The organism is Hoeflea sp. Naph1 (genome assembly GCF_046837775.1).
Taxonomy (GTDB): domain Bacteria; phylum Pseudomonadota; class Alphaproteobacteria; order Rhizobiales; family Rhizobiaceae; genus Hoeflea.
Genome location: NZ_CP177286.1, coordinates 4,023,226 through 4,034,946, shown reverse-complemented (window position 1 = coordinate 4,034,946; position 11,721 = coordinate 4,023,226). Strand labels below are relative to the sequence as shown.

Below are 11,721 nucleotides of genomic sequence, written 5' to 3'. Positions count from 1 at the left end.
CCTTTTCCGGATCACTCACGTGCCTGACCGACCGATTGCGCGGGATTTTGCGGTGACGACGGCCCAAATGCCGATAGCAATCATCGGCAGTGAAAGCACCATGCCCATGGTCAGCCAGCCCCCGGCGAGATAGCCGATATGGGCGTCGGGCTCGCGGAAGAATTCGACCACGATGCGGGCCATGGCGTAGCCGATCAGGAACCAGCCGGCGATCAGTCCGGGTGACTTGAGCGCGTTCCACCGATAGATCATCACCGCCAGTACGGCCAGCAGCAGCAGGCCTTCGAGACCGGCTTCATAGAGCTGTGTGGGGTGGCGCGCAAACGGCCCGCCGGTCGGGAACACGAAAGCCCAGGGCATGTCGGTCAGGCGTCCCCACAGCTCGGAATTGATGAAATTGGCGATCCGGCCGAAAAACAGCCCGGTGGGGACCACCGCGCAGACTACGTCGAAGAGGCTGAAGACCGGGATCTTGCGGCTGCGCGCAAACAGGATCATGGCCATTAGCGTGCCCAGCACGCCGCCGTGGAAGGACATGCCGCCGTTCCAGATTTCCAACGCCCGCAACGGATTGGCGGCAACCGCTGCCATGTCGTAGAACAGGATATAGCCGATGCGCCCGCCGGCAACGATGCCAACCGTTGCCCAGACCAGGAAATCGTCGAGATCGAGCGGGGTGATCGGCGAGCGGCCGCCAGGCCAGAGCCGGTCATTGGCGGCGAGCCTGCGGGCATAGCGCCAGCCAAGCAGGATGCCTGCCACATAGGCCAGGCCATACCACCGGATCTTCACCGGGCCGAGCGCGAAGATTACCGGGTCGATGTCCGGAAAGCTCATCAATGAGAGCAGCGTGGCCGTGTAGTCCAATGCGTCATCCTTCCTGTCCGGTTCATCATCCAGCGTCTCCTGGCTGGAGCATGATACGGGTTTGAGGCAATTCTGGACCTTCCCGCCCGCGCGGTGTGTCGATGTTGTATCGCATGTGAGCTTTGCGCAAGGCTTGCGGCCATCGCACGGCTTGCAACTGGCAGCCGGAGCGCTTACCTCAGGAAGACACAGATTTGACCCCACCAGCCCCGACAAAAGGGATGAGGACCATGACCAGCGGACCGAACCGATTTCTCGACGAACTCGCCAAGCTGATGACCGACGCGGCGGGCGCCACCCAGGGTTTGCGCCGCGAAGCGGAAACCGCCATGCGCAGTCAGCTCGAGCGGCTGATGAACTCGATGGATCTGGTCAAGCGCGAGGAATTCGAAGCGGTTCGCGATATGGCGGTCAAGGCGCGCGAGGAAAACGACGCGCTCGCCGCTCGTCTCGCAGCGCTTGAAGCGAAGCTGGATGAAAAGCCGTCCGCTGACGATGCCGCGATGGCAAAGCCGGCTGCGTCCAAGCGGGCACCACGCAAGAAGACCTGAGCCAACCGGCCTCGTCGCTCTCGTTTCACGAAGAATGTCGACGTCTGTGGATGAAGGCGACCGTACATTGTCGGCCGCTGCCTGGTGGTCAATACTTACTTTCAGGGTGTTACTGCGTCGTTTGCGCATCCAATTGGATGCCCGCATACTCTATGAGACCGGGTTCTGCCCTGTTTCAGGGGAATCTAGCGCATGTTTTGAGGCGTCAGTTCTCGGGTTCGGAGGGGGCCAGTCTTTCGGCGACCTCCTTGATGATGCCGGTGACACGGGCAAGCCGCGCCGGCATTTGCCTTCCACGCAAAAATGTCAGCCACAATTCATGACGCCGGGCTTTGGGCAGTTTTACAATTTTCAGTTTTTTGCGGTGATGAAACGCATCGACGCCGCTGTGGGGCAACAGGGTGTAACCAACTCCATGGGCTACCGGCGCAGGGATCTGGCTGATCTGGTTGATGAAGGCGCGAATGTGCAGACGGTCAGCGCCCCGGAATTCATTTGGGAAGTTAAGGGTGAACAGTTCATCGGCGTAGGCCAATCCGTCAGGATGGGCGACAAATCCCCGCGCATCGAGATCCTCGAATCGGATCGGGGTTGGCGCACTTCCGACCGGGAGGATGAGGCAGAGTTCCTCCTCTCCGAGGCGAATAGCCTCCAGCCGGGGGTGCTCCGGTTTGTGGTCGATGACACCGAGATCAAACCGGCGCTCGAGAATCCCGCTGACGATGTTGTCGCGGGGCGCAGCTTCCAGCCGGACCGTCAGGCGCGGCGCATCTAACATCAATGGCAACAGTTGCGGGTACAGCAGCATCGCGAAACTGCCCGAGCAGGCAATGGCGACACCGCCGGTATCAGGCGCATCGCTGTGGATTGCCTCAAGCAGCGCTCGCTCCTCTAGCCGCCGTGCCTGACCGATCGCCAGTACAGCCTCGCCGGCGGGTGTCAGGCTGAAGCTTTTCCGCTCCCGCGAGATCAGCGTTTGTCCGACTTGTTGCTCAAGCTTTTGCAAATGCTGGGACACGCCCGGCTGGGTCATGCCGAGAAGGTTTGCAGCACTGGTGAAGTGTGCAGTTTCGCAGAGAACGGTGAAAGTCTCGAGCCATTGAGCGTTCAGCATGTCATTACAATGCGTTATTAAAATCTGAACGAATGATAATTTCAATTGCTGAGAAGGCAAGCCTATCTTTGCGGTATCCCTCAAACACAAGGAGCAGAAGATGCTGCCCACTCCCAGAAGTTTTTCGCATATCGGTCTATCCGTTCCCGATCTCGATGCCGCTGTGAAGTTTTACACCGAAGTGCTCGGGTTCTATACCATCATGGCGCCGACCGAGGTTGTCGAGGATGACAGCGACATCGGCCGCATGTGCACCGACGTGTTTGGTCCCGATTGGAAGCGGTTGCGAATTGCGCATCTGGCCACGGCAGACCGAATTGGAATTGAACTGTTTGAATTCGATGGCCATCAGGCGCCCGAGGACAATATGGCGTTTCGTCAGCACGGTATGTTTCATTTCGCCATCCAGGACCCGAATCTGGAAGCACTTCTGGAGCGTATCGTCGCCGCCGGCGGCAAGCAGCGGATGCCGGTGCGGAAATATTTCCCCGAGGGTAAACCGTATCGGATGGTCTATGTCGAAGACCCGTTCGGCATTGTCTTCGAACTCTACAGCCACAGCTATGAATTGACTTATTCGGCCGGCGCCTACGCCTGACCGGCGTCGCCGTGACTCTCGCCAAAGCCGTGCAATTTGCCGGCTTTGGCTTTTGGCATTTTGGGCCTTTCGCGGCCTCCGGCAAGATAACCGTGACGACCGGATGAGGCGGACTGATAACGGGTCAGACAATCCAAGGTTTTTTTGCACAGGCAATCCACTGAGGTCCGAACAACAAAAAGCCTTTTGCGTGAGTCGGTTATGAGTCACGGCGGAATCAGTTTGGTAACGTCGTCCACAGGCTTGGCTCGACAAAATGCAGCAGGGGGACTGGCGCTCGGACTCTGCATTTATACACTGATTCTAAATGATGATTCGGATCGGGTGGCAAACAGCCCCGGTGGGAGTTGCGGTTGCGGGCTCCTAGGGAAGGCGGTCGAATCGTGCAGGAATTGCGTGTTTGCGGATGCCGCGGGAAGCGGGACGCACGGCGCCAAAGGGAACTAGGTGGGGCATGAATCTCAGTAATATCGAATTCGAACGACATTCCAATCCAGTAGACATGATCGAATTCGTGGCGGCGGCGAATGACTGGACGTTCGAGCGTTCGGGCGAACATGAAATCGCCATGACTGTCGAGGGCCATTGGACCGACTACCATGTCTCGTTTTCCTGGATGGAAGATTGCGAAGCGCTGCATATTGCCAGCGCCTTCGACATCAAGGTTCCCGATGTCCGCGTCACTGAAGTGATGAGGCTGCTTTCGCATGTCAACGGCCAGGTATTGATGGGGCATTTCGATCTGTGGCAGCAGGAGCACGTGATCATCTTCCGTCAATCGCTGTTGCTGGCCGGCGGCGCGGAGCCCACAAATCGGCAGGTCGAGGTGCTTTTGTCCAATGCGCTTGATTCCTGCGAAGCCTATTTCCAGGCGTTTCAGTTTGTTGTCTGGTCGGGCATGGATGCGCACTCGGCGATGACTGCGGTGATGTTTGAAACCAAGGGCGAGGCCTGAGATGATTTCGCCTTCGGCACCTCTGGTTCTCGTCGGCGCAGGCAATATGGGCGGCGCCATGCTCAATGGTTGGCTTGACGCAGGCACCGATCCGGCGTCGATCCTGGTTATCGATCCCAAACCATCTGAAGCGATGGCGCAGCGGCTGGTCAAGGCCGGCGTGCGTTGCGAAAGCGCTCCGCCCGCAGGCGTGACAGCGGGTGTGCTGATGCTTGCGGTCAAGCCTCAGATGATGGACGCGGTGCTGCCGGGGCTGACCGGGTTGGTCGGCCCGCAGACTGTCAGCCTGTCAATCGCGGCGGGCAAGACCATCGCCTATTTTGAACAGCATCTGGGCGGCGCTGTGGTGCGCTCGATTCCCAACACTCCGGCTATGGTTGGCCGCGGCATTACCGGTGCAGTTGCCAACGCGGCGGTCAGCGCAGAAGCCAAGGTCGAGATCGATCGGTTGCTGTCAGTCTGCGGCCCGGTTGAATGGCTCGACGACGAAGCCTTGATCGATGCGGTCACGGCGGTGTCGGGCAGCGGCCCGGCCTATGTGTTTTATCTTGTCGAGTGCATGGCAGAGGCAGGCCGGAAATGCGGCCTGCCGGCGGACCTCGCCATGCGCCTGGCGCGCGCGACCGTCACGGGGGCTGGTGAACTGATGCACCGGTCTCCGGACGGCGCGGCAACGTTGCGCCAGAAGGTGACATCGCCCAACGGAACCACCGCTGCGGCGCTGGCCGTGCTGATGGCCGAGGACGGCATGCAGCCGCTGTTCGACACAGCGCTGAAGGCTGCCGCTGATCGATCGCGCGAGTTGGCCGGCTGAGCCGCCAGTTTTTGAGCAGAGCTAGCAGGACTTTATCATGAGCCAGACCATCGCCTGGGATGATTTCGAGAAAGTCGACATCCGCACGGGCACCGTGATTTCTGCAGAACCGTTTCCCGAGGCGCGCAAGCCGGCGATCAAGCTGAAGATCGATTTCGGACCGGAGATTGGCGAAAAGAAATCCTCGGCGCAGATCACCGAGCACTACACACCGCAATCGCTGGTCGGACGCCAGGTTCTGGCCGTGGTCAATTTTCCACCGCGCCAGATCGGGCCGTTCATGTCCGAAGTGCTGACGCTGGGTTTTGCCGACACCAATGGCGCCATCGTGCTGGCTGCTACCGACAAGAATGTGCCTGACGGCGCGCGGTTGATTTAGCACCGACATCGGGTTCGCATTGCCGATCCGGTTGCCATCATCGCCGTTCAGACAGGCAGGCGTACCGTGGCGCGCAGACCACCCATCGGGCTGTCGGACAGCATCACGTCACCACCATGGCTGCGAGCAATGTCGCGGACGATGGCCAGTCCCAGCCCGGTTCCGGTTTCATCCTGGTTGCGCGATTCATCCAGGCGATAGAATGGCCTGAACACATCCTCGCGCGCCTCGACCGGAATTCCCGGACCATCGTCGTCGATGGTGATGGTCAGCCATCTGCCGCGGTTCTGCACCTGGATTGCCACCTCGTCAGCATAGCGCGAGGCGTTTGAAACAAGATTGGTGAGAAGCCGGCCAAAGGCGTTGGGCCGCACATTGATTGCGTCGTCGCCTTCCACTGTCACCGACACATTGGCGCCGCGCAGCCTGCCGTCGGCGGCCACTTTCTCGACCGTGTCGTTCAGGCTCATGGTGCCGACATCCTCCTCGGCCTCGCCGCGGGCGAAGGAAAGGTAGCTGTCGAGCATCGACTGCATGTCGTCGATATCCTTGTTGAGGGCGTCGAGTTCGGGTCCGTCGCTGACCAGCGCCAGTTGCAGGCGGAAGCGGGTGAGGATGGTGCGCAGATCGTGGCTGACACCCGACAGCATGGCGGTCCGCTGCTCGATCTGGCGCTCGATGCGTTCGCGCATCTTGATGAAGGCAAGGCCGGCGCGCCGCACTTCGTCGGCGCCGCGCGGACGGAAATCGTCGGGCATGCGCTGGCCCTTGCCGAAACTTTCTGCTGCCTGGGTAAGTTTCAGGATCGGACGGATCTGGCCGCGCAGAAACAGGATGGCGATGCCCAGCAGCACCAGCGAGGTGCCGACCATCCACAACAGGAAGATATGGGTGTTGGATGCGTAAGCCTGGCTGCGTTTGGCGAAGATCCTGAGGATCTTGTCCTCGAGCTTGATCCGCACCTCGACAATATTGGAATTGCCGACCGTGTCGATCCAGAACGGCAGCTTGATCTGGCGAGTGATCTCCTCGGAGAGAATCTGGTCGAGAATCGAGAAAAACGGCTTCGGTCGCGGCGGCGGCAGATCGCCGGCGGGCTCGATGGCGATCGACAGTTCCAGCCGCTCGCGGGCGATTCGGATGATGTTTTCGTAGGTGGTGTCCTGCGGAAATGTATCCAGCACATCAATGATTGCGGCGATGTCGCGGGTGACCGCCATCGACAGCCGCTGCGTGACCGTCTGCCAGTGCCGCTCCATGAACACAAAGGCGATCACCGACTGCAACAGCACCATCGGAATGATGATGATCAGCAGGGCGCGGGCATAGAGTCTGGTGGGAATCCGCCTGGTAAACCAACGTGTCAGGCGGCGAATGCCGCTCGGGGGGTAGCGCTCATACTCCCGGCGAATGGAATCGAAACTGGTCATGCTCTGGCGCCTCATTCCCGGCTGGTCTATGTTTCGGCGAGACCGGCCGCCTGATTGCTTATAGCGTCGAGCGGGGGAGGACGGCTAGGGTTTGTGGAAAAGCGGTTCACATATCGCCATTGAATATCTATTTTCTCAAGACCGCGAGCATCGGCTTGCCATTTCAACCGAGTTGCATGATATTTCATATGTTGAAGTGTGAATGAACGAACTGGGAGGATTTGTTATGGAAGATCACATCGAAAAATCCGTTTCGCGACGGTCGTTTTTGAAAAAGGGCTCGGCGCTTGGCGGCGTGGCCGCCGTGGGCGCCTTGTCGGCACCGGCAGTGCTGGCGCAGGCGCCATTGGTGGTGAAGATGCAGACTTCATGGCCTGCCTCCGACATCTGGATGGACTTTGCGCGCGAATATACCACCCGTGTGGAGGAAATGTCGGGCGGACGCCTGCAGATTGACCTTCTGCCGGCCGGCGCGATCGTCGGCGCGTTCCAAGTCATGGATGCCTGCAACGATGGTGTCATTGATGCAGCTCACACGGTGCCGGTCTACTGGTACGGCAAATCCAAGGCAGCATCGTTCTTCGGCACCGGCCCGGTCTTCGGTGGCTCGGCCACGACAATGCTCGGCTGGTTCTATCAGGGCGGTGGTGCAGAGCTTTACCGCGAACTGACGCAGGATGTGCTTGGCCTCAATGTCTATGGCTATATGGGCATGCCGATGCCCGCGCAGCCGTTCGGCTGGTTCAAGGGCGAAGTGAATACAGTCGCCGATATCCAGGGGTTCAAGTATCGCACCGTCGGCCTGGCAGCCGATCTGCTGCAGTCGATGGGCATGTCCGTCGCCCAGCTTCCGGGCGGCGAAATCGTTCCGTCCATGGAACGCGGCGTGATCGACGCCTTCGAGTTCAACAACCCTTCGTCTGACCGCCGGTTCGGCGCTCAGGATGTGGCCAAGAACTACTATCTGTCGTCCTACCACCAGGCGTCGGAAGCGTTCGAGTTCATCTTCAACAAGGACTTCATGGATGATCTCGAGCCAGACCTTCAGGCGATCCTGAAATATGGTGTCGAGGCCTCAGCCACGTCGAACCTGGCGCTTGCAATGCGCGAGTATTCGAAGGACCTGGCGGAACTGCAGTCCGATGACGGCGTCACGGTGCATCGCACGTCGAAGGAAATCCTTGCAGCGCAGTTGGACGCCTGGGATACGCTCATTACCGATCTGGAAGCCGATGCCTTCAACAAGAAGGTCATGGACAGCCAGCGCGCATGGGTCGAACAGGTCGCCTATTACGAGCTGATGAACGCGCCGGACCTGGGCCTGGCCTATGAGCACTACTTCCCGGGCAAGCTGAAGATGTAAACCTGACCGGTTAATTGCTGTAATGATCCGGCGGACAATGTCCGCCGGATCTCTCTGGCTCGGAAAAGTGGTTGAACATGATTCAATATATCCGTTTTGCTGACACCTTGTCGGCGGTCTTCGGCAAGGCTTTCGCCTGGCTGATCATCATGATGTCCTTTGGCACGGGATATGAAGTCGTCTCGCGTTACCTCTTCAACGCCCCCACGCCCTGGGCGCTCGACATCTCCTTTATCATGTACGGATCGCTGTTCATGATGGGCGGTGCCTACACGCTGTCGCGCGGCGGTCATGTGCGGGGTGACTTTATCTATCGTCTCTGGCGTCCGCGGACTCAGGCGAGAGTGGATCTGGCGCTTTATCTGCTGTTCTTCTTTCCCGGGGTTACGGCGTTGATCGTGACCGGCTGGAAATATGCCTCGCGTTCCTGGAGTTATGGAGAGGTCAGCGTCAACAGTCCCGCGGGTATCCCGATCTACCAGTTCAAGACGGTGATCATGGCTGCGGGCATTCTCTTGTTCATCCAGGGGATAGCCCAGGTTTTCCGCTGCATTGTCTGCATACGCACCGGCGAATGGATCGAGGCCGATGAAGACGTGCGCGAGACTGAAGACCTGATGATGAAAAGGGCCGATGAGGCCGAAACTGGCGGACACATATGACCGATCCCCAAATTGCCCTGATGATGCTGGGCCTGTTCATCTTCATGGTGTTCCTGGGCTTTCCGATCGCTTTTACGCTGATGGCCATGGGCATCGGCTTTGGCTACTACGCTTATTTCGATCCGTCACGGATGTGGCGCTCCTATTTTCGCCTCGATGAGTTGGCGAGCACCTGGGACAGCGTATCCCTCTGGATAGATGGGCTGTTTAACAACCGCATCTTCGACCTCTTCATCAACCAGACCTATACGGTGATGTCCAACGAGGTGCTGACTGCGGTGCCGTTGTTCCTGTTCATGGGGTACATCGTCGAGCGCGCCAACATCGTCGACCGGCTGTTTTCGACCCTCAATCTTGCCTCCAAGCGGATTCCCGGATCGATGGGCGTTGCGGCGCTGATCACCTGCGCATTGTTTGCTACCGCCACCGGCATTGTTGGCGCCGTGGTTACGCTGATGGGCCTTCTGGCGTTGCCTGCGATGCTGAAAGCACGCTACGACCCGGCCTTCGCCTCGGGCATCATCTGCGCCGGTGGCACGCTCGGCATCCTGATTCCTCCCTCGATCATGCTGATTGTTTACGCGGCGGCGTCGGGGGTTTCCATCGTCAAGCTCTATGCCGGCGCGCTTCTGCCCGGCTTTACCCTCGTCGGTCTGTACCTGATTTATATTGTCGGCCGTTCGCTGCTGCAGCCAAGCGTTGCGCCACGGCCGACCGACGACGAAGTGCCAGATGTTCCGATGGGCCGGTTGCTGTTCCTGATCGCCACTTCGTTCTTTCCGCTGGCGTTTCTGATCATGGCGGTGCTGGGCTCGATCTTGTTCGGCCTGGCAACACCAACTGAGGCCGCGTCGATTGGTGCGCTCGGCGGCATGGGTCTCGCTATCGCTTATCGGGCCATGACTTGGCAGCGGCTGCGTGAAAGCGTTTATCTGACGGTGCGGACCACGGCGATGGTGTGCTGGCTGTTTGTCGGCTCCTACGTCTTCTCCTCGGTGTTTTCGTATCTGGGCGGCGAACAGGTTATCTCGGAATTTGTCACGGGTCTGGACCTGACACCGTTCCAGTTCCTGCTTCTGGCGCAATTGATCATTTTCCTTCTGGGATGGCCGCTGGAATGGTCGGAGATCATCATCATCTTCGTGCCGATCTTCCTGCCGCTGTTGGCGATGTTCGACATTGATCCACTGTTCTTCGGCATTCTTGTCGCGCTCAATCTGCAGACATCGTTCCTAACGCCACCGATGGCCATGTCAGCCTATTATCTCAAGGGGATAGCGCCACCGGAGGTGAAACTGACGCAGATCTTCACCGGGGTCATGCCGTTCTTGTTGATGGTCTTCATCTGCATGGCGCTGATGTATGCCTACCCGCAGATCGTCTACTACCTGCCGGAACGCTTCTATGGCCATTGATCCGATGGCTATAATTGGCCTGAGTGCTTTAGAGGCGCGGGACAGGATGGCCAGCGGTGCGCTGAGCGCCACCGACTATATGCGAGGCTGTCTCGACCGGATTGCAGCCGTGGAGGGTGAAATCCAGGCATTCGAGTGGTTCGATGCAGATTTCGCCATGCGCCAGGCCGAAGGCGCGGACGCACACCGCAAATCGGGCCGGCCCATCGGGCCGTTGCACGGTCTGCCGGTGGCGTTGAAGGACATCATCGACACCCGCGGCATTCCGACCGCCAACGGCACCGTGCTCGACGCCGGCCGCGTTCCCGAGCGCGACGCGGTGATCGTTGAGAAGCTGCGGGCGGCGGGCGCCATCATCATCGGCAAGACGGTCACCACCGAACTTGCGCTGATGCATCCGGGCAAGACACGCAATCCGGTCAATCCGGCACATACGCCCGGGGGCTCGTCCTCGGGCTCTGCCGCTGCAGTTGCCGCGGGCATGGTGCCGCTGGCCGTCGGCACCCAGACAGGCGGTTCGGTGATCCGGCCTGCCGCCTTCTGCGGCGTCACCGGCTTCCTGCCGTCGACGGGCAGCATCCCGCGCACCGGCGTACTGGCGCAATCGCCAACACTTGACCGGATCGGTGTCTTCGCGCGGTCGGTCGAAGACGCGGCGTTGCTAGCCGAGGTACTGTTCGGCCATGATGACCTCGACAAGGCGACAATGCCGGCGCCACATCCACGGCTGCTCGCGATTGCGTCAACCGAGGCGCCGGTGCGACCACAATTTGTGTTTGTCCGTACGCCTTACTGGCACAAGGCCACCGAGGCCTGCCAACTGGCGATGGAGGAATTAGCCGAACATCTGGGGGAGGGCTGTTTCGAGATCGGTCTACCTGATGCCTTCGATGAAGCGGCTGGCATGCGCGAGCGGATCAATCTGGCGGAAATGTCCAAATGCTACCATCGCTACGCCCGTGACGGCGGCGACCGGTTGTCGCCGCAACTCTCCGAGTCTCTCGAGAGGGGCAGCAGGATGCCGGCGCGCGACTACATTGCGGCGCTTGACTGGCCTGATTACCTCTATGCTGCGCTCGGCGAGATTTTTCAGCGCTGCGACGCAATAATCACACCCGCCGCACCCGGCTCCGCACCAAGGGGACTGGAGAGTACAGGCGATCCGGTGTTTAATGCCATCTGGACGCTGTGTGGCACGCCAGCCGTCACCTTGCCGCTGTTTTCCGATGCGGATGGAATGCCGATGGGTGTGCAACTTGTCGGACCGCGCGGCGGCGACGGCCGCCTGCTCAGAACCGCCAGGTGGCTGGTGAAGCATCTCGAAACCGACGGCCAGGGAGACTAACGACCATGGAACGGATTCTCACGATCATCGCCTTCATCGTGCTTTGCGGCTTTCTCGGTGTGCTGGTCTTCAAGCTGCCAAGGTTTGATCTCGGCGCTATCGTCGCGATCACGGTGGCGATGGCTTTCTACGACCTGTTCATCCACAAACGGCCGGCGCCCTAACGTACCGTTCTATCCATCGCGCTGTATCAGTTCGAAGCATACAGCTACGGTATCGTCCAAATTG

General features: G+C 59.6%; 13 protein-coding genes. 10 read left to right on the top strand and 3 right to left on the bottom strand.

The features are described from left to right. Positions 1-15: 15 nt before the first annotated feature. A complete protein-coding gene (gene lgt / locus ACK6D9_RS19405) occupies positions 16-837 on the bottom strand; it encodes a prolipoprotein diacylglyceryl transferase (protein WP_412051850.1) in 822 nt (273 codons plus the stop codon). A gap of 260 nt (positions 838-1,097) precedes the next feature. Here lgt and ACK6D9_RS19400 point away from each other — a divergent pair, with 260 nt between their 5' ends. Continuing rightward, a complete protein-coding gene (locus tag ACK6D9_RS19400; protein ID WP_412049762.1) occupies positions 1,098-1,418 on the top strand; it encodes an accessory factor UbiK family protein in 321 nt (106 codons plus the stop codon). A gap of 205 nt (positions 1,419-1,623) precedes the next feature. On the opposite strand, the gene ACK6D9_RS19395 is transcribed toward ACK6D9_RS19400, so the two are convergent. Beyond that, positions 1,624-2,643, bottom strand: coding sequence for a LysR family transcriptional regulator (locus ACK6D9_RS19395; RefSeq protein WP_412049761.1), 1,020 nt, complete (start codon positions 2,641-2,643; stop codon positions 1,624-1,626). On the opposite strand from ACK6D9_RS19395, the gene ACK6D9_RS19390 reads away from it, so the two are divergent. The 4 genes from ACK6D9_RS19390 to ACK6D9_RS19375 all read left to right on the top strand — a co-directional run bounded on the left by ACK6D9_RS19390 (position 2,633) and on the right by ACK6D9_RS19375 (position 5,278). Further along, positions 2,633-3,130 (top strand): lactoylglutathione lyase family protein, encoded by a 498-nt coding sequence (locus ACK6D9_RS19390; protein WP_412049760.1) that lies wholly within the window; start codon positions 2,633-2,635, stop codon positions 3,128-3,130. The genes ACK6D9_RS19395 and ACK6D9_RS19390 overlap by 11 nt on opposite strands. Before the next feature lie 454 nt (positions 3,131-3,584). Beyond that, a complete protein-coding gene (locus ACK6D9_RS19385; RefSeq protein WP_322988106.1) occupies positions 3,585-4,085 on the top strand; it encodes a YbjN domain-containing protein in 501 nt (166 codons plus the stop codon). A 1-nt stretch (position 4,086) separates the two neighbouring features. Then, entirely contained in the window at positions 4,087-4,899 is an 813-nt protein-coding gene (proC, locus tag ACK6D9_RS19380; protein WP_412049759.1) for a pyrroline-5-carboxylate reductase, read from the top strand. A 37-nt stretch (positions 4,900-4,936) separates the two neighbouring features. Further along, positions 4,937-5,278: a tRNA-binding protein gene (locus tag ACK6D9_RS19375; protein ID WP_412049758.1), complete on the top strand. Its 342-nt coding sequence runs from the start codon at positions 4,937-4,939 to the stop codon at positions 5,276-5,278. A gap of 47 nt (positions 5,279-5,325) precedes the next feature. On the opposite strand, the gene ACK6D9_RS19370 is transcribed toward ACK6D9_RS19375, so the two are convergent. Further along, the gene (locus ACK6D9_RS19370) at positions 5,326-6,708 is read right to left on the bottom strand and encodes an ATP-binding protein (RefSeq protein ID WP_322988103.1); all 1,383 of its coding nucleotides are present in this window, start codon (positions 6,706-6,708) and stop codon (positions 5,326-5,328) included. Between the two features lie 226 nt (positions 6,709-6,934). On the opposite strand from ACK6D9_RS19370, the gene ACK6D9_RS19365 reads away from it, so the two are divergent. The 5 genes from ACK6D9_RS19365 to ACK6D9_RS19345 all read left to right on the top strand — a co-directional run bounded on the left by ACK6D9_RS19365 (position 6,935) and on the right by ACK6D9_RS19345 (position 11,657). Continuing rightward, the gene (locus ACK6D9_RS19365; RefSeq protein WP_322988102.1) at positions 6,935-8,071 is read left to right on the top strand and encodes a twin-arginine translocation signal domain-containing protein; all 1,137 of its coding nucleotides are present in this window, start codon (positions 6,935-6,937) and stop codon (positions 8,069-8,071) included. A gap of 77 nt (positions 8,072-8,148) precedes the next feature. Next, positions 8,149-8,733: a TRAP transporter small permease subunit gene (locus tag ACK6D9_RS19360; protein ID WP_412049757.1), complete on the top strand. Its 585-nt coding sequence runs from the start codon at positions 8,149-8,151 to the stop codon at positions 8,731-8,733. Beyond that, positions 8,730-10,148: a TRAP transporter large permease subunit gene (locus tag ACK6D9_RS19355; RefSeq protein ID WP_322989965.1), complete on the top strand. Its 1,419-nt coding sequence runs from the start codon at positions 8,730-8,732 to the stop codon at positions 10,146-10,148. The genes ACK6D9_RS19360 and ACK6D9_RS19355 overlap by 4 nt, the downstream gene beginning before the upstream one ends. After that, complete coding sequence (locus ACK6D9_RS19350) at positions 10,138-11,493, top strand: amidase (protein WP_412049756.1); 1,356 nt, start codon at positions 10,138-10,140, stop codon at positions 11,491-11,493. Before ACK6D9_RS19355 ends, ACK6D9_RS19350 begins: the two co-directional genes overlap by 11 nt. A 5-nt stretch (positions 11,494-11,498) precedes the next feature. Further along, complete coding sequence (locus ACK6D9_RS19345; RefSeq protein ID WP_322989963.1) at positions 11,499-11,657, top strand: hypothetical protein; 159 nt, start codon at positions 11,499-11,501, stop codon at positions 11,655-11,657. Positions 11,658-11,721: the final 64 nt, after the last annotated feature.